The 26,661-nt window shown below is 68.5% G+C and carries 24 protein-coding genes; 16 read left to right on the plus strand and 8 right to left on the minus strand.

Annotated elements, in window-relative coordinates; genetic code table 11:
• The first annotated feature begins 7 nt into the window (after positions 1–7).
• Positions 8–1,150, plus strand: coding sequence for an acyl-CoA dehydrogenase family protein (locus HPC46_RS14315; protein ID WP_179470866.1), 1,143 nt, complete (start codon positions 8–10; stop codon positions 1,148–1,150).
• Here HPC46_RS14315 and HPC46_RS14320 read toward each other — a convergent pair.
• On the minus strand, positions 1,147–2,349 hold the full coding sequence (locus HPC46_RS14320) for a serine hydrolase domain-containing protein (protein ID WP_179470868.1): 1,203 nt from the start codon (positions 2,347–2,349) through the stop codon (positions 1,147–1,149). The genes HPC46_RS14315 and HPC46_RS14320 overlap by 4 nt on opposite strands.
• 10 nt (positions 2,350–2,359) lie before the next feature.
• Complete coding sequence (locus HPC46_RS14325) at positions 2,360–3,013, minus strand: class I SAM-dependent methyltransferase (RefSeq protein ID WP_179470870.1); 654 nt, start codon at positions 3,011–3,013, stop codon at positions 2,360–2,362.
• Between the two features lie 92 nt (positions 3,014–3,105).
• On the opposite strand from HPC46_RS14325, the gene pyrR reads away from it, so the two are divergent.
• The 7 genes from pyrR to pyrF are packed head-to-tail and all read left to right on the plus strand — an operon-like array spanning position 3,106 to position 11,705.
• Positions 3,106–3,672 (plus strand): bifunctional pyr operon transcriptional regulator/uracil phosphoribosyltransferase PyrR, encoded by a 567-nt coding sequence (gene pyrR / locus HPC46_RS14330; RefSeq protein ID WP_179470872.1) that lies wholly within the window; start codon positions 3,106–3,108, stop codon positions 3,670–3,672.
• Complete coding sequence (locus tag HPC46_RS14335) at positions 3,669–4,622, plus strand: aspartate carbamoyltransferase catalytic subunit (RefSeq protein WP_179470874.1); 954 nt, start codon at positions 3,669–3,671, stop codon at positions 4,620–4,622. Before pyrR ends, HPC46_RS14335 begins: the two co-directional genes overlap by 4 nt.
• Positions 4,619–5,914, plus strand: coding sequence for a dihydroorotase (locus tag HPC46_RS14340; protein WP_179470876.1), 1,296 nt, complete (start codon positions 4,619–4,621; stop codon positions 5,912–5,914). Before HPC46_RS14335 ends, HPC46_RS14340 begins: the two co-directional genes overlap by 4 nt.
• A complete protein-coding gene (locus HPC46_RS14345) occupies positions 5,911–6,408 on the plus strand; it encodes a PH-like domain-containing protein (RefSeq protein WP_179470878.1) in 498 nt (165 codons plus the stop codon). The genes HPC46_RS14340 and HPC46_RS14345 overlap by 4 nt, the downstream gene beginning before the upstream one ends.
• The gene (carA, locus tag HPC46_RS14350) at positions 6,405–7,529 is read left to right on the plus strand and encodes a glutamine-hydrolyzing carbamoyl-phosphate synthase small subunit (protein ID WP_179470880.1); all 1,125 of its coding nucleotides are present in this window, start codon (positions 6,405–6,407) and stop codon (positions 7,527–7,529) included. Before HPC46_RS14345 ends, carA begins: the two co-directional genes overlap by 4 nt.
• Positions 7,530–10,871: a carbamoyl-phosphate synthase large subunit gene (carB, locus tag HPC46_RS14355; RefSeq protein ID WP_179470882.1), complete on the plus strand. Its 3,342-nt coding sequence runs from the start codon at positions 7,530–7,532 to the stop codon at positions 10,869–10,871. It abuts the gene before it with no gap.
• A 9-nt stretch (positions 10,872–10,880) separates the two neighbouring features.
• The gene (pyrF, locus tag HPC46_RS14360; protein ID WP_179470884.1) at positions 10,881–11,705 is read left to right on the plus strand and encodes an orotidine-5'-phosphate decarboxylase; all 825 of its coding nucleotides are present in this window, start codon (positions 10,881–10,883) and stop codon (positions 11,703–11,705) included.
• Here the strand turns inward: pyrF and ctaD are convergent.
• Positions 11,702–13,402, minus strand: coding sequence for an aa3-type cytochrome oxidase subunit I (ctaD, locus tag HPC46_RS14365; protein ID WP_179470886.1), 1,701 nt, complete (start codon positions 13,400–13,402; stop codon positions 11,702–11,704). The genes pyrF and ctaD overlap by 4 nt on opposite strands.
• Positions 13,403–13,472: 70 nt before the next feature.
• Complete coding sequence (locus HPC46_RS14370) at positions 13,473–13,901, minus strand: hypothetical protein (RefSeq protein WP_179470888.1); 429 nt, start codon at positions 13,899–13,901, stop codon at positions 13,473–13,475.
• Positions 13,902–14,371: 470 nt separating this feature from the next.
• Here HPC46_RS14370 and mihF point away from each other — a divergent pair, with 470 nt between their 5' ends.
• The 5 genes from mihF (at position 14,372) to metK (ending at position 18,262) form a co-directional block, all read left to right on the plus strand.
• Positions 14,372–14,692, plus strand: a complete 321-nt coding sequence (gene mihF, locus HPC46_RS14375; RefSeq protein ID WP_005146193.1) for an integration host factor, actinobacterial type — start codon at positions 14,372–14,374, stop codon at positions 14,690–14,692.
• Positions 14,693–14,697: 5 nt separating this feature from the next.
• On the plus strand, positions 14,698–15,321 hold the full coding sequence (gmk, locus tag HPC46_RS14380; RefSeq protein WP_179470890.1) for a guanylate kinase: 624 nt from the start codon (positions 14,698–14,700) through the stop codon (positions 15,319–15,321).
• 43 nt (positions 15,322–15,364) lie between these two features.
• Complete coding sequence (rpoZ, locus tag HPC46_RS14385) at positions 15,365–15,667, plus strand: DNA-directed RNA polymerase subunit omega (RefSeq protein WP_005146197.1); 303 nt, start codon at positions 15,365–15,367, stop codon at positions 15,665–15,667.
• 22 nt (positions 15,668–15,689) lie between these two features.
• Positions 15,690–16,934, plus strand: coding sequence for a bifunctional phosphopantothenoylcysteine decarboxylase/phosphopantothenate--cysteine ligase CoaBC (coaBC, locus tag HPC46_RS14390; protein WP_179470892.1), 1,245 nt, complete (start codon positions 15,690–15,692; stop codon positions 16,932–16,934).
• A 119-nt stretch (positions 16,935–17,053) separates the two neighbouring features.
• The gene (metK, locus tag HPC46_RS14395; RefSeq protein WP_005146200.1) at positions 17,054–18,262 is read left to right on the plus strand and encodes a methionine adenosyltransferase; all 1,209 of its coding nucleotides are present in this window, start codon (positions 17,054–17,056) and stop codon (positions 18,260–18,262) included.
• A gap of 4 nt (positions 18,263–18,266) precedes the next feature.
• On the opposite strand, the gene HPC46_RS14400 is transcribed toward metK, so the two are convergent.
• The 4 genes from HPC46_RS14400 to HPC46_RS14415 form a co-directional block, all read right to left on the minus strand.
• A complete protein-coding gene (locus HPC46_RS14400) occupies positions 18,267–19,745 on the minus strand; it encodes a flavin-containing monooxygenase (protein WP_179470894.1) in 1,479 nt (492 codons plus the stop codon).
• A 40-nt stretch (positions 19,746–19,785) separates the two neighbouring features.
• On the minus strand, positions 19,786–20,535 hold the full coding sequence (locus HPC46_RS14405) for a 3-oxoacyl-ACP reductase family protein (protein WP_179470896.1): 750 nt from the start codon (positions 20,533–20,535) through the stop codon (positions 19,786–19,788).
• 176 nt (positions 20,536–20,711) lie between these two features.
• Positions 20,712–21,107, minus strand: coding sequence for a hemophore-related protein (locus HPC46_RS14410; RefSeq protein WP_179470898.1), 396 nt, complete (start codon positions 21,105–21,107; stop codon positions 20,712–20,714).
• A gap of 96 nt (positions 21,108–21,203) precedes the next feature.
• A complete protein-coding gene (locus tag HPC46_RS14415; protein WP_179470900.1) occupies positions 21,204–22,130 on the minus strand; it encodes an esterase LipI in 927 nt (308 codons plus the stop codon).
• On the opposite strand from HPC46_RS14415, the gene HPC46_RS14420 reads away from it, so the two are divergent.
• The 3 genes from HPC46_RS14420 to HPC46_RS14430 all read left to right on the plus strand — a co-directional run.
• Positions 22,108–22,827, plus strand: coding sequence for a lysoplasmalogenase (locus HPC46_RS14420; RefSeq protein ID WP_407665501.1), 720 nt, complete (start codon positions 22,108–22,110; stop codon positions 22,825–22,827). The genes HPC46_RS14415 and HPC46_RS14420 overlap by 23 nt on opposite strands.
• 36 nt (positions 22,828–22,863) lie before the next feature.
• Positions 22,864–24,861 (plus strand): primosomal protein N', encoded by a 1,998-nt coding sequence (locus HPC46_RS14425; protein WP_179470902.1) that lies wholly within the window; start codon positions 22,864–22,866, stop codon positions 24,859–24,861.
• A gap of 25 nt (positions 24,862–24,886) precedes the next feature.
• Positions 24,887–26,661, plus strand: a 1,775-nt coding sequence (locus tag HPC46_RS14430) for a DUF2207 domain-containing protein (protein WP_179470904.1), incomplete at its 3' end; no start/stop codon positions are given.

Genomic DNA, 26,661 nt, shown 5'->3' on the forward strand with positions numbered 1-26,661 from the left:
TCGGGCCGTGCTGACGATCAGCGACGAATTCGTGGCATGCCTGGCGCAACGGGCGGCCGAGGCCGAGGAGCTTCGCCGGCTTCCCGACGCGACGATCGCCGATTTCCGGGCCGGTGGCCTGGCTCGGCTGCTGCTGCCCGCGCGCTACGGGGGTGCGCAGGCGCCCTTCCCCGCGATCCTGCAACCGGTCCGCCGGATGGCGCACGGCTGCGCGTCCAGCGCCTGGACGCTCGGGTTCTACACGCTGCACAACTGGATGCTGGCGCTGTTCGGCGAGCAGGCACAGGACGAGGTGTTCGCCGACGGGCCGGTGCTGTGCCCGGCGCCGCTGGCGCCGACTGGGCGCGGAGTGCCGGTCGACGGCGGGGTGCGATTGTCCGGCCGGTGGTCGTGGGCGACCGGGATCATGGCCGCCGACTGGGTGATGGTCGGCGCGCTGTGCGGAGCCGACGGGATGGATCCGGTGCTGGCGCTGCTGCCCGCCGAAGACGTTGCTGTCGAGGATGTCTGGCATACCGACGGGATGCGCGGGACCGGCTCCCACGACGTCGTGGTCACCGACGCGATCGTGCCCGAGCACCGGCTGGTCAAGGTCGCCGACGTCTACGGCGGTACCTCGCCGGGTGCGGCGTTGCACGACGGGACCGCCTACCGCTGGCCCATGGTCCCCGCATTGGCACTGCTGGCGGCGATGCCCGCGCTGGGTGCGGCCGAATACGTCGCCGACGCCTTCGCCACCCGCGTGGGTGAGCGAGTGCTGGCATATTCCGGTGTGGCCCAGAAGCAGCAGCCCGCCGCGCAGATCCGCCTCGGCGACGCCCGGGTGCGGCTGCGCGCACTGGACGGATTGCTCGCTGATACCGTCGCGATGATCGAGACGAAAGTCGATGCAGGCGAACGGATCCCACGATCCATGCGGGCGGGGGCCCGAGTGGCCGCCGCGCACATCGTGCATGAATCCCGTGCCGTCGTCGCCGATCTCCTCGAATCATCCGGCGCCAGTGCGCATTTCCTGCACAACCCGTTACAGCGCGCCAAGCGTGACATCGACGTCATCTCCGGCCACGTGGTGTTCGACTACGACGTCAGCCGCGAACTGGCCGGCGCGCTGGAGATCGGGGCACCGATCTCGCCGATCGCGATGGTCTAGAGGCCCAGTGCGTCGTAGGTGCGGCGAACGAACTTCGGCTGCACCGACTGCAGCTTGGCCAACGACGTATTGCCGGCCACCGCGGCGGCAGGCGCGCTCAAGTTCGGATAGTTCTGGATCAGGTAGATCAGGATCAGGTCGTTGGCCGGGTCGGCCTGCCACCAGGTTCCGTACGCGCCCGGCCAGCTGAAGGTGCCCACCCCGCCGGGGCCGTAGAGCTGAGCGGACCTGGCCGGATCGGTGACCACCGACAGGTTCAAACCGAAGCCGCGGCCCACCCAGAACGGCATGCCCAGGAACGGATGACGCTTCTGTTCGTCAGTGAGCCGGTCGGTGCACATCAACCGCACCGACTCCTCGGAGAGCACCCGCACACCGTCGACTTCGCCGCCACCCAACAACATTCGGGCAAAGCTCAGGTAGTCGTCGACCGTCGTCACCAGGCTGGCCCCGCCCTGACAGAACCGTGGTTCGGTGACCGGTATCGGGCCCATCGCGTCGTGTTGCAGTCCGCTTGCCTCGTCGAGCCGGTACATCGTCGCGGCGCGGGCGCGCTTGTCGGCAGAGATGAAGAATCCGGTGTCGGCCATGCCGAGGGGGTCGAACACCCGCTCGGTGAGGACCGCCTGCAGGGACTTGCCCTCGATCCGCGACACGACGATACCCAGGACATCGGTGGCGTGGCTGTAGGTGAGCCGGTCGCCGGGTTGGTGTACCAGCGGCAGCTGCGCGATCTCGGCCAGCCAGTGGTCCTGGTCCTGGCGGAACGACACCCGGCCGTAAGCCTTGCTGATCGGGCCGGTCACCGAGAACACGTAGGCCAGACCGCTGCGGTGGGTCATCAGGTCGTCGATCGTGATCGGCCGCCGCGCGGGCACGGTCTCCTCCAGCGGGCCGGTCGGATCGACGAGCACCTGCATATCGGCCAGTTCCGGCAACCAGCGGCTGACCGGGTCGCTCAATGCGAGCTTGCCCGCCTCGATCAGGCTCATCGCGGCCGCCACCGTGACCGGTTTGGTCATCGAGGCGACCCGGAAAATGGTGTCCCGCTGCATCGGCAGTCCGGCTTCGACATCGCGGTAGCCGATTTCGTTGACCTGCAGCACATTTCCGCGTTGCCACGCCAACGTGACGGCACCGGCCAACACGCCGGTGTCCACCGCCTGCACAACCGAAGCGCGATTGTCCCCGAGATTCACCTGAGGGATTCTACTGAGCGGCATCTACGCCGGGGCGTTCGGCGACCACGAGCCAGAAGCCCATGTCGACCCCGTCGGGGCGGCGCACGGTCGTCGGGGTCACCGAGGCGACCGTCCAGCCGGCGCCGCCGATGATGCTGCGCACCGCCGATTCGCTGACCGCGCGCTGGCCGCGCATCGGGTCGTCGTTGGCCTCGGAGAAGCAGGCGATCAGAAGCCGTGCGCCGGGCCGGGCGGCGCGGTAGGCCGCGGCGGCGTAGGCGAGCTTGCCGTCGTCGTCGAGGCAGTGGAACATCCCGCTGTCGACGATGGTGTCGAAGGCGTCGCGGTAGCCGGTCAGTTCTGTGGCGTCGGTCACCGCGAACCGGACGTTCACGTGGGCGTCGGCCGCCCGGTGCTCGGCGGTGATCAAGGCCGTCGGCGAGATGTCGAGCGCGGTGACGCAGTGGCCGTGCTGGGCCAGGTAGATCGCGTTGTCACCCAGCCCACAGCCGATGTCGAGGACGTCGCCGGCAATCAGGCCCTGCTCCTGCCACGCGATGACACTTTCCTTGGGGCCCTTGGTGTCCCACGGCACGGCAGTGACGGGAGGGATTCCCTCGGCGGGGCTCTCGCCGCGGTAGAGGGCGTCGAAGTCCCACTGCGACGGATGCGGTGTGGTCACGCATACGAGGCTAGACCTGTTAAGCTGCCCGGCAGTTCGACATCCTTTAACGATCCGTCCAGAGAGGCGGAGAAGGAGGTCTGAGTCAGCTCGTGAGCGCAGACGACCGTGAATTGATGTCCGGTGCGGACGTCGGTAGGACCGTTTCCCGCATCGCCCACCAGATCATCGAGAAAACCGCTCTCGACGCCCCCGACGCCCCCCGCGTCATCCTGTTGGGCATCCCGACCCGCGGCGTCACCCTGGCCAACCGGCTGGCGGCCAAGATCGACGAATTCGTCGGCGTCACCGTCGCCTGTGGCAGCCTCGACATCACGCTGTACCGCGACGACCTGGACTTCAAGCCGCCCCGCGCGCTGGAGACGACGTCGATCCCCACCGGCGGTATCGACGGCGCCCTGGTCATCCTCGTCGACGACGTGCTCTACACCGGGCGGTCGGTCCGCTCGGCCCTGGACGCGCTGCGCGACATCGGCCGGCCGAAGGTGGTGCAGCTGGCGGTCCTCGTCGACCGCGGCCATCGCGAGCTGCCGCTGCGGGCGGACTACGTCGGCAAGAACGTGCCCACCTCGCGCAGCGAGAACGTCAAGGTGCGGCTGAAAGAGACCGACGACGTCGAAGGTATCTGGATCGCACCGCAGGGAGGGCCGCCCAGATGACCATCAGACACTTACTCTCGGCGGGCGACCTGACCCGCGACGAGGCGACCGCGATCCTCGACGACGCCGACCGGTTCCGGGAGGCGCTGCTGGGCCGCGAGGTCAAGAAGCTGCCGACGCTGCGCGGACGCACGATCATCACGATGTTCTACGAGAACTCCACCCGCACCCGGGTGTCGTTCGAGGTGGCGGGCAAGTGGATGAGCGCCGACGTGATCAACGTCAGCGCATCGGGGTCTTCGGTGGCCAAGGGTGAATCGCTGCGCGACACGGCGCTGACCCTGCGCGCGGCCGGTGCCGACGCGCTGATCATCCGCCATCCTGCCTCCGGTGCGGCCCAGCAGCTGGCCGAATGGACGGCCGAGCCGGACGGTTCGGGTCCGTCGGTTATCAATGCCGGCGACGGCACCCACGAGCACCCGACGCAGGCGCTGCTGGACGCGTTGACGCTGCGCCAGCGCCTGGGCGACATCGAGGGCCGCCGGGTGGTGATCGTCGGCGACATCCTGCACAGCCGGGTGGCCCGCTCGAACGTCAACCTGCTCGCCACCCTGGGTGCCGAGGTGGTGCTGGTCTCACCGCCCACGCTGCTGCCGGTGGGGGTGTCGGACTGGCCGGTGACGGTATCGCACGACCTGGACGCCGAACTGCCCGCCGCCGACGCGGTGATGATGCTGCGGGTCCAGGCCGAGCGGATGAACGGCGGGTTCTTCCCCTCGGAGCGGGAGTACTCGATTCGCTACGGACTGTCCGATCGGCGCCAGGCGGTGCTGCCCGGACATGCGGTGGTCCTGCACCCCGGACCCATGCTGCGCGGCATGGAGATCTCCTTCGCGGCGGCGGACTCGTCGCAATCGGCGGTGCTGCAACAGGTTTCCAATGGTGTGCACGTGCGGATGGCGGTGCTGTTCCATCTGCTGGTCGGCACGGACGAGGCGGTGAGCGTGTGAGTGGGGTCCTGATCCGCGGCGTGCGGCTGTACGGCGAAGGCGACCAGGTCGACGTCCTGGTGGCCGACGGCCAGATCGCCGAGATCGGCCCCGGGCTGACCGCACCCGAGGATGCCGATGTCATCGACGCGACCGGCCAGGTATTGCTACCCGGCTTCGTCGACCTGCACACCCACCTGCGCGAGCCCGGCCGGGAGTACGCCGAGGACATCGAAACCGGTTCGGCTGCAGCGGCATTGGGCGGCTACACGGCGGTGTTCGCGATGGCCAACACGGATCCGGTGGCCGACAGCCCGGTGGTCACCGACCACGTCTGGCGGCGCGGCCAGCAGGTCGGTCTCGTCGATGTGCACCCGGTCGGTGCGGTCACGGTCGGACTGGACGGCAAGCAGCTCACCGAAATGGGCCTGATGGCGGCCGGTGTGGCGCAGGTCAAGATGTTCTCCGACGACGGCATCTGCGTACACGACCCACTGGTGATGCGCCGGGCACTGGAGTACGCGACCGGCCTGGGTGTGTTGATCGCCCAGCACGCCGAGGAGCCGCGACTGACCGTCGGCGCCGTCGCCCACGAGGGCCCCAATGCCGCCCGGCTCGGCTTGGCCGGCTGGCCACGGGCAGCCGAGGAGTCGATCGTGGCCCGTGACGCGCTGCTGGCCCGCGACGCCGGCGCCCGCGTGCACATCTGTCACGCCTCCACGGCCGGGACCGTCGAGCTCATCAAATGGGCCAAGGGGCAAGGTATTTCAATCACCGCCGAGGTCACCCCGCACCACCTGCTGCTCGACGACAGCCGGCTGGCCAGCTACGACGGGGTCAACCGGGTCAACCCGCCGCTGCGCGAGGCCAGCGACGCGCAGGCCCTGCGCCGGGCGCTGGCCGACGGAGTGCTGGATTGCGTGGCCACCGACCATGCGCCGCACGCCGAACACGAGAAGTGCTGTGAATTCTCCAAGGCCCGGCCGGGCATGCTCGGCCTGCAGACCGCGCTGTCAGTGGTCGTCGAGACCATGGTGCAGACCGGCCTGCTGGACTGGCGCGGCGTCGCGCGGGTGATGAGCGAAAACCCGGCCCGGATCGTCGGACTCGACGACCAGGGCCGCCCGCTGGAGGTGGGGGAGCCGGCCAACCTCGTCGTCGTCGACCCCGACGGCACGTGGACCGTCGAGGGCACCGAACTGGCCAGCCGGTCGGCCAACACGCCGTTCGCTACGATGACGCTGCCCGCCACGGTCACCGCGACGTTGTTGCGGGGCGCGCTTACAGCGCGGGATGGGAAGAGCCCAGCATGAATACACCGACGGCGATCGGGGCGTACATCTTCGCCTTCGTGGTTGTCGTCGTCATCGGTTTCCTAATCGGCCGCATGCTGCGCGGCTGGCGACACCGCGCAGACCGGCAACTGGCACTGCTCGGCGAACTGCCGCCGATACCCGACCTGCTCAGCTCGGCCACGATCGCGCCGACCAGGGGCCTATATGTCGGCAGTACCCTGGCAGGGGCGTGGCTGGAACGGATCGCCGCAGGCGACCTGGGCTTCCGGACCAAAGCGGTGCTGACCCGCTACCCCGAGGGGATCCTGCTCGAACGGTCCGGCGCGACGCCGATCTGGATCCCGCAGGACGCGATCACCGCCGTCCGCACCGAACGCGCACTGGCGGGAAAAGTGGCAGGCATCCTCGCGATTCGGTGGCGGCTGCCGTCGGGCACCGAGATCGACACAGGCTTTCGCGGCGACGACCGCCGTGACTATGCACGATGGACGACAACAGGAGAAGCAGCGTGACGGGTAAAGCCCATCTGGTGTTGGAGGACGGGCGGGTCTACACCGGCACCGAATTCGGTGCGGTCGGAGAGACTCTCGGGGAAGCGGTGTTCTCCACCGGGATGTCCGGGTACCAGGAGACGCTGACCGACCCCAGCTATCACCGCCAGATCGTGGTGGCCACCGCCCCCCAGATCGGCAACACCGGCTGGAACGCCGAGGACGCCGAAAGCCGCGGCGACAAGATCTGGGTGGCCGGGTATGCGGTGCGCGACCCCTCGCCGCGCGCCTCGAACTGGCGGGCCACCGGAACACTGGAGGACGAGCTCAAACGCCAGAACATCGTCGGTATCGCCGGCATCGACACCCGCGCGGTGGTGCGTCACCTGCGCAGCCGGGGCTCGATGAAGGCCGGGGTGTTCTCCGGCGAGGCGCTGGCCGAGACCGAAGAGCTGCTGACCCGGGTACGTCGCCAGCCGGCCATGCTCGGCGCCGACCTGGCCGGCCAGGTCAGCACACCTGAGAGCTACATCGTCGATCCCGTTGGGACACACCGGCTCACGGTCGTCGCGCTCGATCTGGGTATCAAGACCAACACGCCGCGCAACTTCGCGTTGCGTGGCATCAGGACCCACGTGCTGCCTTCGAGTGCCACCTTCGACCAGATCGCCGAGCTCAAGCCGGACGGGGTGTTCCTGTCCAACGGGCCCGGCGACCCGGCCACCGCCGACCATGTCGTCGGCGTCACCAGGGCCGTCTTGGGTGCCGAAATCCCGCTGTTCGGAATCTGTTTCGGCAACCAGATCCTGGGCCGCGCGCTGGGCCGCTCCACCTACAAGATGGTGTTCGGCCATCGCGGGATCAACGTGCCGGTGATCGACCACGCCACCGGGCGGGTCGCGGTCACCGCGCAGAACCACGGCTTCGCGCTCGAGGGGGAGGCCGGTGAGCACTTCGACACCGACTTCGGGCCGGCCCTGGTCAGCCATACCTGTGCCAACGACGGCGTCGTCGAAGGCATCAAACTCGCCAACGGAAAGGCCTTTTCGGTGCAGTACCACCCGGAGGCCGCCGCTGGACCACACGACGCGAACTACCTGTTCGACCAATTCGTGGACCTGATGGATGGGGGGAAGCGCTAAATGCCACGCCGGACCGACCTCAACCACGTTCTCGTCATCGGCTCAGGGCCGATCGTGATCGGCCAGGCCTGCGAATTCGACTACTCGGGCACCCAGGCCTGCCGGGTGCTGCGCGCCGAGGGATTGACCGTCAGCCTGGTCAACTCCAACCCGGCCACCATCATGACCGACCCCGAGTACGCCGACTACACCTACGTCGAGCCGATCACCTCGGCGTTCGTCGAGAAGGTCATCGCCCAGCAGGCTGCCCGCGGCAACAGGATCGACGCCGTGCTGGCCACCCTGGGCGGCCAGACCGCGCTGAACACCGCTGTCGCCCTGCACAATGACGGTGTCCTGGAGCGCTACGGCGTCGAGATGATCGGCGCCGACTTCGACGCGATCCAGCGCGGCGAGGATCGGCAGAAGTTCAAGGACATCGTCGCGAAAGTCGGTGGCGAGTCGGCGAAGTCGCGGGTCTGCTTCACCATGGACGAGGTCCGCGAGACGGTCGCCGAACTCGGCCTGCCCGTCGTGGTGCGCCCGTCGTTCACCATGGGTGGGCTCGGCTCCGGGATGGCGTACTCCGCCGAGGACGTGGAACGGATGGCCGGCGACGGCCTGGCCGCCTCGCCGAGCGCGAATGTGCTGATCGAGGAATCCATCTACGGCTGGAAGGAATACGAGCTCGAGCTGATGCGTGACCACCACGACAACGTGGTGGTGGTGTGCTCGATCGAGAACGTGGACCCGATGGGCGTGCACACCGGCGACTCGGTGACCGTCGCCCCGGCGATGACGCTGACCGACCGGGAGTACCAGGAGATGCGCGACCTGGGCATCGCGATCCTGCGCGAGGTTGGCGTGGACACCGGCGGCTGTAACATCCAGTTCGCGGTGGACCCGAAAGACGGCCGCCTCATCGTGATCGAGATGAACCCGCGGGTGTCGCGGTCCAGTGCGCTGGCCTCCAAGGCCACCGGATTCCCGATCGCGAAGATCGCCGCCAAGCTCGCGATCGGCTACACGCTCGACGAGATCGTCAACGACATCACCAAGGAAACCCCGGCCTGCTTCGAGCCGACGCTGGACTACGTGGTGGTCAAGGCGCCGCGGTTCGCATTCGAGAAGTTCCCCGGCGCCGACCCGACGCTGACCACCACGATGAAGTCGGTGGGTGAGGCGATGTCGTTGGGCCGCAACTTCATCGAGGCGCTCGGCAAGGTGATGCGCTCGCTGGAGACCACCCGGGCCGGGTTCTGGACCGGGCCGGACGACGACGGTCCGGTGGACGCCGTGCTGGATCGGTTGCGCACACCGACCGAGGGACGCCTCTACGACATCGAACTCGCGCTGCGGCTGGGAGCCGGCGTCGAAGAGGTCGCGGCGGCCTCCGGTGTCGATCCGTGGTTCGTCGAGCAGGTCTTGTGCCTGGTGGGGTTGCGCCGGGAACTGCTCGACGCTCCGGTGCTCGACGAGGACCTCCTGCGGCGGGCCAAGCACAACGGGTTGTCTGATCGCCAGATCGCCTCGCTGCGCACGGAATTGGCCGGCGAGGACGGCGTGCGGGCGCTGCGCCAGCGCCTCGGCATCCACCCGGTGTTCAAGACCGTCGACACCTGCGCGGCGGAGTTCGAGGCCAAGACGCCGTACCACTACTCCAGCTACGAGCTGGATCCCGCCGCCGAGACCGAGGTCGCCCCGCAGACCGAGAAACCCAAGGTGCTGATCCTGGGTTCGGGACCGAACCGGATCGGGCAGGGCATCGAATTCGACTACAGCTGTGTGCATGCGGCGACTACGTTGAGCGAGGCCGGGTTCGAGACCGTCATGGTCAACTGCAACCCCGAGACGGTGTCCACCGACTACGACACCGCCGACCGGCTGTACTTCGAGCCGCTGACCTTCGAGGACGTCCTGGAGGTCTATCACGCCGAATCCCAGTCCGGGCAGGGCGGTCCGGGCGTGGTCGGGGTGATCGTGCAGCTCGGCGGCCAGACCCCGCTCGGGCTGGCCAAGCGACTGGCCGACGCCGGGGTGCCGATCGTGGGCACCCGGCCGGAGGCCATCGACCTGGCCGAGGACCGCGGCCGGTTCGGCGACGTGCTGAAGCGCGCCGGGCTGCCGGCCCCGAAGTTCGGCACCGCCACCAGCTTCGAGCAGGCGCGCGAAATCGCTGCCCGTATCGGCTATCCGGTTCTGGTGCGGCCGTCGTATGTGCTCGGTGGACGTGGCATGGAGATCGTGTACGACGAGGAGACGCTGCACGGCTACATCACCCGCGCCACCCAGCTCTCACCCGAGCACCCGGTGCTGGTGGACCGGTTCCTCGAGGACGCCATCGAGATCGACGTCGACGCCCTGTGCGACGGCACCGAGGTGTACATCGGCGGCGTGATGGAGCACATCGAGGAGGCCGGCATCCACTCCGGTGACTCGGCGTGCGCGCTGCCGCCGGTGACCTTGGGCCGCAGCGACATAGCGGCCGTGCGGCGCGCCACCGAGGCCATTGCCCACGGTGTCGGGGTGGTCGGGCTGCTCAACGTGCAGTATGCGCTCAAGGACGACGTGCTCTACGTGCTGGAGGCCAACCCGCGTGCCAGCCGCACCGTGCCGTTCGTGTCGAAGGCCACCGCCGTCCCCCTGGCCAAGGCTTGCGCCCGAGTCATGCTGGGCGCCAGTATCTCCCAGCTGCGTGCCGAAGGTGTGCTGGCCGCCACCGGCGACGGCGCAACACCGTCGCCCAACGCGCCGATAGCGGTGAAGGAGGCGGTGCTGCCGTTCCACCGGTTCCGGAAGGCTGACGGTTCGGGCATCGACTCGCTGCTCGGCCCGGAGATGAAATCCACCGGCGAGGTGATGGGCATCGACCGCGATTTCGGCAGCGCGTTCGCCAAGAGCCAGACCGCGGCCTACGGCTCGCTGCCCAGCACGGGCACGATCTTCGTGTCGGTGGCCAACCGCGACAAGCGCTCACTGGTGTTCCCGGTCAAACGACTGGCCGATCTGGGCTTCCGGGTGCTGGCCACCGAGGGCACCGCGGAGATGCTGCGGCGCAACGGGATTCCATGCGATGTCGTGCGCAAGCATTTCGAGGAACCGGGCGACGGCCGGCCTGCGATGTCCGCGGTGGACGCCATCCTCGCCGGTGGCATCGACATGGTGATCAACACCCCGTACGGCAACTCGGGCCCGCGGATCGACGGTTACGAGATCCGCTCGGCCGCGGTGTCGATGAACGTCCCGTGCATCACCACCGTGCAGGGCGCCTCGGCGGCCGTGCAGGGCATCGAGGCGGGCATCCGCGGCGATATCGACGTGCGCTCACTACAGGAACTGCACGCCACGCTGGGGCACGACTGAGGTGGGTCAATGACTGAGAGCGGGTTCGGCGCTCGGCTGGCGGCCGCGATCGCCGAACGCGGGCCACTGTGCCTGGGCATCGACCCCCATCCGGAGCTGCTGCGGGCCTGGGATCTGCCGGTCAGTGCCGAGGGTCTGGCCCGGTTCAGCGACATCTGCGTAAGGGCCTACACCGGTTTCGCGATCGTCAAGCCGCAGGTGGCGTTCTTCGAGGCTTATGGCTCAGCGGGTTTCGCGGTGCTGGAGACCACGATGGCCGCGCTGCGCGAGGCCGGGGTGCTGGTGCTCGCCGACGCCAAGCGCGGTGACATCGGTTCGACGATGGCCGCCTACGCGCAGGCCTGGGTGGGCGACGGGCCGCTGGCCGCCGACGCCGTCACCGCGTCGCCGTATCTCGGATTCGGTTCGCTGCAGCCACTTTTGGATGTGGCCGCCGCCAACGGGCGCGGCGTGTTCGTGCTGGCCGCCACCTCCAATCCCGAAGGCGCCTCGGTCCAGCGTGCGCTCACGGGCGAGCGCACTGTCGCGCAATCCGTCGTCGATGCCGCTGCCGCGGCCAACCGGGCCGATGCGCCACAGCCCGGGTCCGTCGGTGTCGTCGTCGGCGCGACGCTGGACGTGGTGCCCGATCTCAGCGCGCTCGGCGGACCCGTCCTGGTGCCCGGCGTCGGAGCCCAGGGCGGACGCCCCGAGACGCTCGGTGGCCTCGGCGGCGCCCGGCAGGGTCAGCTGCTGCCCGCGGTGTCTCGCGAAGTCCTGCGCGCCGGACCGCACGTCAGTGCGGTCCGGGCGGCAGGGGAGAAGCTGCGCGAGGCGGTCGCCTACCTGGCTTAGGTCTTGTGGGACTTGCCGACGTGGGATTCCGCGCGCATCCGCTCCACCATGTGTGGGTAGTGGAGCTCGAAAGCGGGGCGCTCCGAACGGATTCGGGGTAGTTCGGTGAAGTTGTGCCGCGGCGGGGGGCACGAGGTGGCCCACTCCAGCGAGTTGCCATGACCCCACGGGTCGTCGACGGTGACGACCTCGCCGTAACGCCAGCTCTTGAACACGTTCCACACGAACGGGATTACCGAGACACCCAGGATGAACGAGCCGACCGTGGAGATCAGGTTCAGCGTGGTGAACCCGTCGGTGGATAGATAGTCGGCGTAGCGGCGGGGCATGCCGGCGTCACCGAGCCAGTGCTGCACCAGGAATGTGGTGTGAAACCCGATGAGTGTCAGCCAGAAGTGCAGCTTCGCCCACCGTTCGTCGAGCAGGCGCCCGGTCATCTTCGGGAACCAGAAATACACACCGGCGTAGGTGGCGAACACGATCGTGCCGAACAACACGTAGTGGAAGTGGGCCACAACGAAATACGTGTCGCTGACGTGGAAGTCCAGCGGGGCGCTGGCGAGCAGCACGCCGGACAGACCACCTAGGAGGAAGGTCAGCAGGAACCCGATCGAGAACAGCATCGGCGACTCGAACGTCAAGTGTCCCTTCCACATTGTGCCGATCCAGTTGAAGAATTTGATGCCGGTGGGCACCGCGATCAGGAACGTCATGAAGCTGAAGAACGGTAGTAGAACGGCTCCGGTGACGTACATGTGGTGTCCCCAGACCGCGACCGACAGCGCCCCAATCGCCATGGTGGCGAAGACCAGCGTGGAATAGCCGAAGATCGGCTTGCGGGAGAACACCGGGAAGATCTCCGAGACGATGCCGAAGAACGGCAGCGCGATCACGTAGACCTCGGGGTGCCCGAAGTACCAGAACAGGTGCTGGAACAGGATCAATCCGCCGTTGGCAGGGTCGTAGATGTGCGCCCCGAGGCGACGGTCGGCGGCCAGGCCGAACAGCGCGGCGGTCAGCAGCGGGAAGATCAGCAACACCAGGATCGACGTCACGAAGATGTTCCAGGTGAAGATCGGCATCCGGAACATGGTCATGCCCGGGCAGCGCATGCAGACCACGGTGGTGATCATGTTGACCGCACCCAGAATCGTGCCGAGACCACCGACGGCCAGTCCCAGGATCCACAGATCGCCACCAGCGCCAGGCGTGTGCATGGCGTCCGAGAGCGGGGTGTAGGCCGTCCAGCCGAAGTCGGCGGCACCACCGGGGGTGATGAACCCGCTCAGCGCGATCATGGCCCCGAACAGGAACAGCCAGAACGACAGTGCGTTCAATCGCGGGAAGGCGACGTCGGGCGCACCGATCTGCAGTGGCAGCACCAGGTTGGCGAAGCCGAACACGATCGGGGTCGCATAGAACAGCAGCATCGCCGTCCCGTGCATGGTGAACAGCTGGTTGTACTGCTCGTTCGACAGGAACTGCAGACCCGGCACCGCCAACTCGGCACGGATGAACAACGCCATCAGACCACCGATGAAGAAGAACGCGAAGCAGGTGACCACGTACATGATCCCGATCAGCTTGTGATCGGTCGTGGTCACCAGCTTGTAGATCAGATTGCCCTTGGGGCCCAGACGGGCGGGGTATGGGCGGGCTGCCTGCAATACGGCAGCTTCGGGTGCCTCAGAAACCACGATGTCTCCCAACACCTAGTTCCGTAGCACCCCGGGAGCACTCTAGCCCCTCAGGCCCCGTTCGCGCGTGTCACAGCGGGATCCACACGCCGAAGAGCCAGAAGCCCCAGGCCCGGTAGCCCGGGTCGAAGATCGGTGTGACCCAGTTGCCGCCGTAGTTGAACGCCTGGTGGTCCCAGCGGCCCTGGTCGATACCGCGCCAGCCCAGATCGGGCGGTGGCGGCCCGGGACGCCAGCCGCGGTCGTCGCCCCCGCGCCCTTGCGGCCCACCAGGCCCGCCACCTGGGCCGCCGCGCCAGTCGGCCGGACCGGGGCCGCGGCGGTCCGGTCCGGGTCCGTCAGGGCCGCGCTGGCCGGGTCCTTGGCAGCCCTGGAATCCGCAGTCGCCGGGCCCGCCGCGGCCCGGGTCGGCGAGGGCGGGCGCTGCTCCGAGCGTCAGACCCGCAATAGTTATCCCAACTGCAACAGCAGCAACACGGGTGGTGTGTGTGATGGACATGGCGCGCCCCTTCGAGGTTCGAATCTGCCACTGACAACCCCGACACCCGACCACGCTAGGTAGCTCGGCTAGGCAAAATCTGTCGCGCAGCTGTGTGTGCGGTATGTGACCGCCGAAGGCCCCGTCGACACGCCCGACACGCCGCGACCTGCCTGTGAGGTGAAAATTGCGGACGGCTGGTCCGCGGTGGGCGCCCCCTCGCGACGGCCCGACCAGCGCGATCTTGAAAAACCCCAGGTAGACGGGTGCTTTTGGGCGCGATTTCGGAGCGTCGGACGGCCGCGAAAGTCTCTCGGAATGTTGTCTCGACAGCTGTCCGGACAACGTGATCTTGCGCCATATCCAGCGGGTTTGCACCGCTAAGCAGGGGGTGGGGTTAGATTTCGTCAGAGAGCGTGGGTACGGTCGCTGTCGCTGGCTGAAGTACCCGGCCCAGGCAAAACAATGATGGTGATGAGACGGAGGAACCCGTGGCCCTTCCCCAGTTGACCGACGAGCAGCGTGCAGCCGCGTTGGAGAAGGCTGCTGCCGCGCGTCGCGCACGAGCTGAGCTCAAGGATCGGCTCAAGCGTGGTGGCACCAACCTCAAGCAGGTGCTCAAGGACGCTGAGACCGACGAGGTCCTCGGCAAGATGAAGGTTTCCGCTCTGCTGGAAGCCCTGCCCAAGGTGGGCAAGGTCAAGGCGCAGGAAATCATGACCGAGCTGGAGATCGCCCCGACACGCCGCCTGCGTGGCCTCGGCGATCGGCAGCGCAAGGCACTGCTGGAAAAGTTCGACTTCACCGCTTAGCGGCGGTGAATGCCGGCGGAGGGCCGGACAGCGCGGGCGTCACGCCCGACCACCGCGGCCGTGGCCGAGTGGTGGTGCTGTCCGGGCCGTCCGGGGTAGGGAAGTCGACAGTCGTCCGCTGCCTGCGCAAGCAGGTGCCTGACCTGCATTTCAGTGTGTCGGCAACCACCCGGGCCAGGCGCGCGGGTGAGGTTGACGGCGTCGACTACCACTTCGTCAGCCCCGAGCAGTTCCAGCAGCTGATCGATAATGGTGACCTGCTCGAATGGGCGGAGATCCACAACGGGCTGCAGCGCTCCGGCACACTGGCGGCGCCCGTCGCCGACGCTGTGGCCGCGGGGCGGCCCGTCCTGATCGAGGTCGATCTGGCCGGGGCCGAAGCCGTCAAACGGGCGATGCCCGAGGCCCTGACGGTGTTCCTGGCGCCGCCCAGCTGGGAAGTGCTCGAACAACGGCTGAGGGACCGGCGCACCGAAACCCCGGAGGCGATGGCGCGCCGATTGGACACCGCCCGCGCAGAGCTGGCCGCTCAGGGTGGGTTCGATGTCGTCGTCGTCAACAGCCAATTGGATTCGGCCTGCGCCGAATTGGTATCGTTGCTGGTTGGCATCGAAAATTCGGAAGATTGATGCGCGATCCAGACTCCACACATCCGTTAGGAAGAAGTTCTACGTGACGCAAGCCAGCACGGATCACTACGATCCGGCCCCGGGTGCCGCAACCGCATATGACACGCCGCTGGGCATCACCAACCCGCCCATCGACGAGTTGCTGGACCGGGTGTCGAGCAAGTACGCGCTGGTCATCTATGCCGCCAAGCGCGCCCGTCAGATCAACGACTATTACAACCAGCTCGGCGACGGCATCCTCGAGTACGTCGGTCCGCTGGTCGAGCCCGGCCTTCAGGAGAAGCCGCTGTCGATCGCGCTGCGCGAGATCCACGGCGACCTGCTCGAGCACACCGAAGGCGAGTAGCCCACCAAGCCCGGGCTAGTTGATGAACCGCAAGCGGATCATCGTCGGCGTTGCCGGAGGCATCGCCGCCTACAAGGCATGCACGGTCGTCCGTCAGCTCAGCGAGGCCGGGCACGACGTGCGCGTCGTGCCCACCGAGTCGGCATTGCGGTTCGTCGGCGCCGCCACGTTCGAGGCGCTGTCCGGACATCCGGTCCGCACCGGCGTCTTCTCCGACGTCGACGAGGTTCCGCACGTCCGGCTCGGGCAGGAAGCTGACCTCGTCGTCGTCGCACCGGCCACCGCCGACCTGCTGGCCCGCGCCGTGTCAGGCCGCGCCGACGACCTGCTTACCGCGACCCTGCTCACCGCCCGCTGCCCGGTGCTGTTCGCGCCGGCCATGCACACCGAGATGTGGTTGCACCCGGCCACCGTCGCGAACGTCGCGACGTTGCGCGGCCGCGGCGCGGTCGTGCTCGAACCCGCGTCCGGGCGCCTCACCGGCGCCGACACCGGCCCGGGACGACTGCCCGAGGCCGAGGAGATCACCACCTTCGCCGAGCTGTTGCTGGCCCGCGGTGACGCGATGCCCTACGACCTGAGCGGCGTCAAGATGCTGGTGAGCGCCGGCGGCACACGTGAGGCCATCGATCCGGTCCGCTTCATCGGCAACCGCAGTTCCGGCAAGCAGGGCTACGCGGTCGCCAGGGTCGCCGCCCAGCGCGGCGCCGACGTCACGCTGATCGCGGGCAACACCGCCGGACTCGCCGAGCCCGCCGGTGTGCACGTTCTGAACATCACCTCGGCGGCCCAACTGCACGAGGCGATCACCAAGCACGCACCAGAGGCCCACGTGCTCGTGATGGCCGCGGCCGTCGCGGATTTCCGGCCGGCTCATGTTGCCGCGAGCAAGATCAAGAAGAAGCACGACGTGGTGGATGCGCCGGCCATCGAGTTGGTGCGCACCGACGACGTGCTGGCCGGTGCGGTACGCCTGCGCGCCGACGGCCAGCTGCCGAACATGCGCGCTATCGTCGGCTTTGCCGCCGAGACCGGCGACATGGAAGGTGACGTCCTATTCCACGCCCGGTCGAAGCTGGCCCGAAAGGGCTGCGATCTGCTCGTCGTCAACGCCGTCGGTGACGGCCGCGCGTTCGAGGTGGACAGCAACGACGGGTGGTTGCTGGGCGCCGACGGCACCGAGACCGCGCTGGAGCACGGGTCGAAGACGCTGATGGCAAGTCGTATCGTGGACGCAATCGCCACGCTTCTGCGGCGCGAGGCCTAGCGGGTTTCCATTTAGAGGAAAAGTGCGCGGAACACTTGCGCGGGACGTACCGTCCCGGTTTGGTCTGTCAGGGGCGAAGATATGATTCGCCAAACTAAGCATTCGAAGGGAATGACACTGTGAGCGCAGGTCGGCTGTTTACCAGCGAGTCGGTCACCGAAGGACACCCCGACAAGATCTGTGACGCCATCAGCGACTCGATCCTCGATTCGCTGCTCGCGGCGGACCCGAAGTCGCGTGTCGCGGTCGAAACCGCCGTCACCACCGGCCAGGTCCATGTCATCGGTGAGGTGACGACGACGGCCAAGGAGGCGTTCGCCGACATCAACCAGACTGTGCGTGAACGCATCCTGGAGATCGGTTACGACTCCTCCGACAAGGGCTTCGACGGCGAGACCGCGGGCGTCAACATCGGCATCGGTCGCCAGTCGCCCGACATCGCCCAGGGTGTGGACACCGCTCACGAGACCCGCGTCGAGGGCGCGGGCGACCCGTTGGACCTGCAGGGTGCCGGCGACCAAGGCCTGATGTTCGGCTACGCCATCAAAGACACCCCGGAGCTCATGCCGCTGCCGATCGCACTGGCGCACCGGCTGGCCCGTCGACTGACCGAGGTGCGCAAGAGCGGCGTGCTCGACTACCTGCGCCCGGACGGCAAGACCCAGGTCACCGTGCAGTACGACGGCACCACCCCGGTGCGGCTGGACACCGTCGTGCTCTCCACGCAGCACGCCGCGGGGATCGACCTCGAAGGCACCCTGACCCCGGACATCCGGGAGAAGGTCGTCAACACCGTGCTGGCGGATCTGAACCACGACACGATGGACACCTCCGATTTCCGGCTGCTGGTCAATCCCACCGGCACGTTCGTCGTCGGCGGCCCGATGGGCGACGCCGGCCTGACCGGCCGCAAGATCATCGTCGACACCTACGGCGGCTGGGCCCGCCACGGCGGCGGCGCGTTCTCCGGCAAGGACCCGTCAAAGGTGGACCGGTCGGCCGCGTACGCGATGCGCTGGGTGGCCAAGAACGTTGTGGCGGCCGGCCTGGCTGAACGCGTCGAAGTTCAGGTGGCCTATGCCATCGGCAAGGCGGCCCCGGTGGGCCTGTTCGTCGAGACCTTCGGGTCCGAGACCGTCGACCCGGCCCGTATCGAGAAGGCCATCACCGCGGTGTTCGACCTGCGTCCGGGCGCCATCGTGCGCGACCTGGACCTGCTGCGTCCGATTTACGCGCCGACCGCCGCGTACGGCCACTTCGGCCGCACCGACATCGACCTGCCGTGGGAACGGCTGGACAAGGTCGACGACCTGAAGAACTCGGTCTAAGCCGCTAGGCGGTAAACCGGTAGTCGTCGAGCGGGAATCGGCGGCTGTGCCAGTACGCCTCGACCGTGCTGGCCGGCCGTAGCGGTACGTCGCCGTTCTTGTCGAAGTAGTAGCTGTTGGCCAGCTTGCAGCTGTCCTGCCAGAAGATCTGGCGATGCCGCTTGGCCATCATCGACGCGAAGAACCGGTCGTTGGCCTCGCTGGTCACCTCGATGCGGGTGGCCCGCTTGCGGCGAGCCTGCTTCAGACAGCGCACGATGTGGTGACCCTGCGCCTCGATCAGCGCGAAGTAGGACGACCCGACATAGCCGTACGGCCCAAACACCGTGAACATGTTCGGGAAGCCCGGCACGCTGACGCCCTCATAGGCCTGCAGCCGGTTCTCGTCCCAGAACCGGGCCAGCGACTGCCCGCCCAGCCCGGTCACCGGATACGTCGGCACGCTGTCGGTGTCCATCACCTTGAATCCGGTGGCCAGGATCAGGACGTCGACGTCGTAGGACCCGCCGCCGGCGGTGGTGACCCCCGAGCCGGTGATCTTCTCGATCGAGTCGGTGACGAGATCGACGTTGTCGCGGTTGAACGTCGACAGATAGGTGTTGTGGAAGCCCGGCCGCTTGCAGCCGACGGCGTAGCGCGGGGTGAGCTTGTCGCGCACCGCCGGATCGTCAACCTGCTTGCGCAGATAGGCTTTTCCCACCTCGGACATCTGGCGGGCCAGCGGGTTGACGGTGAAATAGTGCGCGGCCAGCGGGAACGTCAACTCGACGTAGGCCTGGCTGATCAGTCGCTGGAGCGACTTGCCGCCCGGCACCCGCATCGCCCACCGGGCGGCCCGCGATATCGGCAGATCCGCCTTCGGGAAGCACCAGATCGGGGTGCGCTGAAACACGGTGAGCCGCTGGGCAATCGGTGCGATCTCGGGGATCACCTGTACCGCGGACGCGCCGGTGCCGATGACGGCGACCCGTTTGCCGGTCAGATCCTGGTCGTGGTCCCAGCGGGCGGTGTGCATGGTCAGCCCGGCGAACGAGTCGACCCCGTCGATATCCGGCAGCTTGGGGATGGTCAGCACACCGCTGGCATTGATCAGGTACCGCGCGGTGAGCACTTCACCGGAGTCCAGCTCGACTCGCCATATGTCGTGCTGCTCGTCGAACACCGCGCCAGTCACCTTGGTGTTGAACCGGATTCGGTCGCGCAGTGCGTATTTCTCCACGCAGTGCTCGGCGTAGGCGCGCAGTTCGCGGCCGGGTGCGTAGGTGCGCGACCAGTGCGGGCTCTGCTCGAAGGAGAACTGGTAGGAAAATGACGGAATGTCGACGGCGATGCCGGGATAGGTGTTCCAGTACCAGGTCCCGCCGGGGCCTTCGCCGGCTTCGACGATCTGGTAGTCCCGCAAGCCGGCCTTGTCGAGCAGGATCGCCGAGCCGATACCGGAGAAGCCGGCGCCGACGATCAGCGTCTCGTGGTCGGGGTTCATCGCCCCAGGGTGACCGCTGGCCGTACCGAAAGGCAAGGGTCTAGATGACGAATCCGCCGTCGACGTTCCAGGTCACCCCGGTGACATACCCGGCCTCCGGAGAGGCCAGGTAGGCCACCGCGCTGGCGATATCACGCGGCTGGCCATAGCGGCCGACGGCGATGAACGGGCGTACCTGATCGGAGAACCCGCCCACCTCGGGGTTCATGTCGGTGGCCACCGGTCCCGGCTGGATCGTGTTGATCGTGATGCCGCGGGGGCCGAGCTCGCGGACCAGACCGCGGGTGAGGCCGGCGACCGCCGCCTTGGTGAGGGCGTACACCGCCAACCCGTTCATGGGGACCCGGTCGGCGTTGACGCTGCCGATCGTGACGATCCGGCCGCCCTCGCCCAGATGCGGGACGGCCCGCTGGATCGCTGCGAACACACCGCGGACGTTGACAGCGATCAGCCGGTCGAACTCCTCGAGCGGAAAGTCTTCGATGGTCCCGGCGACGGCGATGCCTGCGTTGTTGACCAGGATGTCCAGACCGCCCAGCGCGGAGACGGTCTCGTCGACCGCGGCGGCGATCGCGGCAGGGTCGGCGCTGTCGGCCCGAATCGCGACCGCAGACCCCCCGGCGGCGACGAGTTCGTCAGCCAGGGCCTGAGCGGTCTGCGCGGAGGACTGATAGGTGAACGCGACCGCGGCACCGTCGGCGACAAGGCGCCGCACGATCTCGGCGCCGATCCCGCGGGAACCGCCGGTGACCAGTGCGCGCCGGCCGGCCAGGGGAGTGGGAGCGGTCATCGGGGTCCTCCGTTGCTTGACTGTCGGGAGCCATTGGATTGGCAACTCTGAACAAGCGGCTGGAGGTACAGATCATTCCCGTTGGGCCTGAGCCACATTCGCCGGCGGGTACGCGAACAGCCCGGCCGTCGGCTCGGTGCCATGACGGCCGGGCTGTCCCGGTGAGTGGTGCGGAGTTAGCCGACGAACTGATCGAACGCCCACTGGTACTGGGGCGGGACGACCTGAACGCCGCACTGCTTCTGCAGCGTGCCCAGCGGGGCCAGCAGCGCGGTGAACTCCTGGTATTCCTGCGGATTGGCCTGCGCGTAAGCCTGGATGGTCTGGGCGGCCTGGGCACGGGGCTGCAGCGCCGCGCTCATCAGCATCCGCTGACCGTCCGGATGGGTATTCAGGTAGCCCTGAATCTGCCCCTGCGAGTTGGCGACCTGGGCGTCGATGGCGGGCTGGCTGCAGTCAGGCGCGGCGAGCGCGGCCGGAGCGGCGATGAGCGCCGATGCCAGACCGGCGGTGATGGCGCCGAAACAGATGCCGAGTGTTCGCCGGGTTCCGGCGGCTTCAGCAATTTTCATGAGGTAAATCCCTCCACATTGTGAATTCTGTTGCCATTGTGGCCTGTCCGGACGGTCCCGACAAGGTTGCTGCTCGCAGTGCTTTTCTTCAGCTGCTCATGCGTGCAACGCTGCGCGCAGAGCGGCCAATCCACGTTCGGCCGCCTCGGTGGCGGCCGGAACGACCCCGGCGTAACCGAGATAGCCATGCACCAGTGTGTCGGCCAAATGCAGCTCGACCGTTACACCGGCGGCGGCCAGAAGTTCGGCGTAGCGGGCGCCGTCGTCGCGCAGCGGGTCGTGGCCTGCGACGGCGATATACGCCGGCGCCAGGCCGGACAGGTCTGCGGCCCGGCCGGGAGCCAGACCCGCAGGCGGGTTCGACAGGTCGGCCTCACCGGCGTACCACCTGCTGAACGCGTCGATGGCGCCCCGGTCGAGCACCGGCGCCTCGGCGTTCTCCGCGAATGACGGCAGCGAGTTGTCCCACATCGTCGACGGGTACCAGAGCAGCTGGAAGGCGATCGGCGGCCCGTCGTTGTCACGCGCCAGCTGGGCCACCACCGCCGACAGTGTGCCACCGGCCGAATCCCCCGCGACCGCCAGCCGCGAGCCGTCCGCGCCGAAGCTGCCGGCGTTGGCGGCCACCCAGCGGGTGGCGGCCCAGACGTCGTCGACGGCGGCGGGATAGGGGTGCTCGGGAGCCAGCCGATAGTCGACCGACACCACCACGGTGCCGGCGCCGACCGCGTGGTTACGGGCCGTCCCATCGTGGGTGTCCAGGTCGCCGACAGCGAAGCCGCCACCGTGGAAATACATCGTGACCGGCGGATTGAGTGTGCCGGAAGGCCAGTAGACCCGGACCGGGATCGGGCCGGCGGGGCCGTCGATCTGGTGGTTCTCCACCCGCAGATCGGGATGAACCGGACGGCGCGGCAACTCCCGCAGCCGCCGTCGCGCCTCGTCGATTCCACCGTCGACGGTCAATTGGAACGGCACCGCTTCCAGTACCTTCTGCAGGATGGCATCCACCGGCGGTCGCATCAGCCCACCGTACTTACGCACCCCGACAATGTGGTGGCTAGCCGGTGCCGTGGTCGCAGTCGGCTATGGGATCTTCCTGGTGATCACCGCCCTGCGGTTGCCGGAGAACTCCATGCTCACCGGCCAATTCCCCGGCCAGCCCGCCGCCAAGGCACTGATGGCCGTGCTGCTCGCGGTCGCCGCGCTGTGGCACCGGAAAGCCCGCGAGCGGCGCTGGCTGATCGCGGCACTGCTGTTCTCGGCGGGCGGCGACTTCTTCCTCGCGATGCCATGGTGGCAACCGTCGTTCGTGCTGGGGCTCGGCTCGTTCCTGGTGGCCCACCTCTGCTACCTGGGCGCGCTGCTGCCGCTGCGCGCCGCCAGCGGGCCTCGCCTGGTCGCGTCGGCGGTCGTGGTGGTCGCGTGCGTGAGTTTGCTGGTCTGGTTCTGGCCTCGCCTGGTCGCCGACGGGCTGACCATCCCCGTCGTGGTGTACATGGCCGTGCTGGCGGCGATGGTGTGCTCGGCATTGCTGGCCCGGCTGCCCACGCCGTGGACCGCGCTGGGGGCGGTGTGTTTTGCGATCTCCGACGGCATGATCGGCATCGGCCGCTTCGTCCTGGACTCCCAGGCGCTGGAAGTGCCGATCTGGTGGGCGTACGCGACCTCGCAGGTGCTGATCACCGCCGGCTTCTTCTTCGGCCGTGACACCGCCTGACTGAAAGTCTGTCGGCGCCGTCGTTAGTCTTCGACGATGCCGATCCGGCGCGCCGCCGAGCACGAACCCATCGCCCGGGTGCTCCCGATGCTGTCGGTGCCGCACCTGGACCGTGAGTTCGACTATCTGGTGTCGGCCGAACAGTCCGACGACGCCCAGCCCGGGGTGCGGGTACGGGTCCGGTTCCACGGCCGTCTCGTCGATGCGTTTGTGCTCGAACGGCGTTCCGACACAGACCATGTCGGGCAGCTCGGCTGGCTGGACCGGGTCATCTCACCTGAACCGGTGCTCACCGCAGAGGTCCGCCGTCTCGTCGACGCGGTCGCCGCCCGCTACGCCGGGACCCGCCCGGACGTGCTGCGGCTGGCCATCCCGCCCCGGCACGCCAGGGCTGAGAAGGCTCAGGCCGACCCGCCGCTGCTGCCGGTCATCGACCCGGTCGACCCGTCCGGCTGGGCCCGTTACGGCCGAGGCGATCAGTTCCTGGCCGCGCTGCGCGACGGCCGCGCCGCCCGCGCGGTATGGCAGGCGCTGCCCGGCGAGCAGTGGTGCGACCGAATCGCCGAAGCCGCCGCGGCCGCCGTCAGCGGTGGCCACGGGGTGCTGGCCGTGGTCCCCGACCAGCGCGATATCGATGCGCTGTGGACGGCGGCCACCGCCCTGATCGACCCGTCCGCCGTCGTCGCCCTCTCGGCCGGGCTCGGTCCCTCGGCCCGGTACCGGCGGTGGCTGGCGGCGCTGCGCGGGTACGCGAGGCTGGTCATCGGCACCCGCAGCGCGGTGTTCGCCCCCGTCGAGCGGCTGGGCCTGGTCATCGTGTGGGACGACGGCGACGACACCCTCGCCGAACCGCGCGCGCCCTACCCACATGCCCGCGAGGTGGCGATGCTGCGGGCCCATCAGCTGCGCTGCGCGGCCGTGATCGGCGGCTACGCCCGTACGGCCGAGGCGCACGCGCTGGTGGGCAGCGGCTGGGCGCACGATCTGGTGGCGCCGCGGCCGCTGGTGCGCGCGGCCGCCCCCCGGGTGGTCGCGCTCGACGACGAGGGGTACGCCGAGGAGCGTGACCCCGCCGCCCGGTCGGCCCGGCTGCCGTCGCTGGCATTGCGCGCCGCCCGCGCCGCCCTCGAGCAGGATGCGCCGGTGCTGATCCAGGTGCCGCGGCGCGGCTATGTGCCGTCGGTGGCGTGTGGGCGCTGCCGGACGATCGCGCGGTGCCGGCATTGCATGGGGCCGCTGTCGCTGTCCGAGCGGGACGCAGCCGGTGCGGTGTGTCGCTGGTGCGGCCGCATGGACAGCTCGCTGCGCTGCCGGCGCTGTGGCTCGGACGCGATCCGCGCGGTCGTGGTGGGGGCGCGGCGCACCGCCGAGGAGATGGGCCGGGCCTTCCCGGGGATACCCGTCATCACCTCGGCCGGGGACGCCGTGCACACCGAGATCGAGCCCGGCCCGGCCCTCGTCGTGGCAACCCCGGGCGCGGAGCCGCACGTACCCGGCCGATACGGCGCCGCCCTGCTGCTGGACAGCTGGGCGCTGCTGGGCCGCCAGGACCTGCGGGCCGCAGAGGACACCCTGCGGCGGTGGATGGCCGCTGCCGCGCAGGTCCGGTCCCGCGGCGACGGCGGAGTGGTGGCGGTGGTCGCCGAATCGGCGATCCCGACCGTGCAGGCGCTGATCAAGTGGGATCCGGTCGGGCACGCCGAAACCGAATTGGCGGCTCGCGCCGAGGTCGCGTTGCCGCCCTGCGTGCACATGGCCGCCGTGGACGGCAGCTCGGATGCGGTCAGCGCCCTGCTCGAGCACGCCGAACTGCCCGAGGATGCCGACCAGCTCGGCCCCGTCGACCTGCCGCCCGGTGTGCGCCGACCGCCCGCGACCCGGCCCGGCGAACCCGTCATCCGCATGCTCGTGCGGGTCCGCAAGGACGAAGGCCTCGGGCTGGCGGCGTCGCTGCGGCATGCGATCGCGATCGCCAGCGCCCGCCACGACCACGAGGCAGTTCGGGTGCAGATCGACCCGTTGCACATAGGGTAGGTCCGACGAAACAGGGGGAGGCGGCATGAAAACGACCGGCCGGGTCATCGGCACGTCGATCACCTTGCTGCTCATCACCATTGGGTTGCTATGGCCCTTGGTGTTCACCGGCAGCTCGCAGGGCAGCCCGCCGTCGGACCCGGTGGTCATCACCGACTATCACGCGGAGTTCGTCGTCGACGCCAACGGCCGCCTCGACGCCACCGAGATCATCACCGGCGAATTCCCCAGCGGGCGGCACGGCATCTTCCGGTACTGGGACGTCGCCAACCTCAACAGCCCACACGTCCGCCAGGAGCCACGGATCACCGAGATCCTCCTCGACGACCGCCCGGTGCCCTACACGATGAAGTGGGAGAGCGGAAAACGCTTCCGGATAGCCAAGATTGGCGACCCGAACCAGTACCTCGACTATGGCACCCATGTGTTCCGGATCCGCTACACCCTCGACGGTGTCCTCGATCCGGGCGGCACCGGTGCCGACAAGAAATTCGCGTCGTCGACCGGCGACCCGTCGGCGCGCTCGACGTTCTTCTGGAACGTCATCGCCCCGGCGTGGAACAACACCATCGAGCACGCCGACATCTTCATCACGCTGCCCGGTGGGGTCAGTGGCGCCCAGTGCTCGGTGGGCTACGGCGTCGGACGGGCCTGCGACGACCTGACCGTCAACGGCGACACGGTCCAGCTGTCGGCCAGCAACCTGGACCCCCGCACACCGGTCACGGTGCGGGCCGGGGTCGACGTGCCCACCCCGCCGCGCACCGAGCTGCCGTGGACCTACCGCTGGGACACGGTCCTGGGCCGGTCGCTGCCCGCGATGCTGTGGCTGGTCGGCGCCACCGTGGCGGCCGGTCTGGGCGCCTACCTGTGGTGGCGCACCACCGTCGAACCGTCACCCGGCTTTCCGCTGCAGTACGCGCCGCCGCCCGGCCTGGGCCCGGTGCAGTGTGAATACATCCGCACCGAGAAGGTCCCGGGCAACGGGCTGACGGCGACGCTGTTCTACCTGGCCGAGCGCAAGTTGATCGACCTGCACCAGGTCAGCGGCAAGAAGTGGAGTATCACCGGCACCGCCGAGTATCCCGCGTGGGCCGACATCGACCGGGTCAGCCTCGACGTCGCAAGCGCACTGAAGATCGTCGGCCCCGGCGCCCGGTTCGACGCCAACGGCACCGTGACGGCCGGTAAGAAACTCTCGCGCGCCAAGACGGATATGAACGCATCGGTCAGGAAGTGGGCGTTCGACGGGTTCATGGTCAAACGCTCCAAAGAACTCTGGCTACGGCTCGCCAACTTCCTCGCGCTGGTGCTGGCGGTGTGCGGGTTCTTGGGGTGGGGCTTCCCGTTCACGTTGTGGGGTGTGCCGTTCGCGGTGTTCTTCGGATTCTCGGCGCGATCGTGGACCGACGGCGTCGGTAGCCGCCGCACCCCGGCCGGGCGCGAACTGTGGTCGCAGGCAGGCGGTTTCTACCGGATGCTGTCCACCGACTCGGCCGAGTCGCGGTTCGATTTCGCCGCCCGCAAGGACCTCTACACCGCCTACATCCCGTTCGCCGTGGCCGGTGGCGTCGCCGCGCTGTGGGCCAGCAAGTATCAGACCGCCACCGGCGAGGTCGACCCGCAGCCGGACTGGTACCACTCCTCGTCGGGTACCGGCTGGCATGCGGCGAGCACCGGTGGTGCTAGTTTCGACAGCTTCGAGTCGGCGTTGTCGTCGTCGATCGGCGCCTATACGGCCTCGCAGTCCTCGTCGTCGTCCAGCAGTGGCGGCAGCAGCGGGGGCGGCGGTGGGGGCGG

Origin of the sequence: Mycolicibacterium vinylchloridicum, assembly GCF_013404075.1 — a bacterium.
GTDB classification, from domain to species: domain Bacteria; phylum Actinomycetota; class Actinomycetes; order Mycobacteriales; family Mycobacteriaceae; genus Mycobacterium; species Mycobacterium vinylchloridicum.

Coding starts and splice junctions, on each gene's coding strand:
- HPC46_RS14335 (WP_179470874.1), top strand. CDS start 3,669: ATGACCATCAGACACTTACTCTCGGCGGGCGACCTGACCCGCGACGAG.
- HPC46_RS14345 (WP_179470878.1), top strand. CDS start 5,911: ATGAATACACCGACGGCGATCGGGGCGTACATCTTCGCCTTCGTGGTT.
- carB (WP_179470882.1), top strand. CDS start 7,530: ATGCCACGCCGGACCGACCTCAACCACGTTCTCGTCATCGGCTCAGGG.
- pyrF (WP_179470884.1), top strand. CDS start 10,881: ATGACTGAGAGCGGGTTCGGCGCTCGGCTGGCGGCCGCGATCGCCGAA.
- HPC46_RS14370 (WP_179470888.1), bottom strand. CDS start 13,901: ATGTCCATCACACACACCACCCGTGTTGCTGCTGTTGCAGTTGGGATA.
- coaBC (WP_179470892.1), top strand. CDS start 15,690: ATGAACCGCAAGCGGATCATCGTCGGCGTTGCCGGAGGCATCGCCGCC.
- HPC46_RS14400 (WP_179470894.1), bottom strand. CDS start 19,745: ATGAACCCCGACCACGAGACGCTGATCGTCGGCGCCGGCTTCTCCGGT.
- HPC46_RS14405 (WP_179470896.1), bottom strand. CDS start 20,535: ATGACCGCTCCCACTCCCCTGGCCGGCCGGCGCGCACTGGTCACCGGC.
- HPC46_RS14410 (WP_179470898.1), bottom strand. CDS start 21,107: ATGAAAATTGCTGAAGCCGCCGGAACCCGGCGAACACTCGGCATCTGT.
- HPC46_RS14420 (WP_407665501.1), top strand. CDS start 22,108: ATGGCATCCACCGGCGGTCGCATCAGCCCACCGTACTTACGCACCCCG.
- HPC46_RS14415 (WP_179470900.1), bottom strand. CDS start 22,130: ATGCGACCGCCGGTGGATGCCATCCTGCAGAAGGTACTGGAAGCGGTG.
- HPC46_RS14425 (WP_179470902.1), top strand. CDS start 22,864: ATGCCGATCCGGCGCGCCGCCGAGCACGAACCCATCGCCCGGGTGCTC.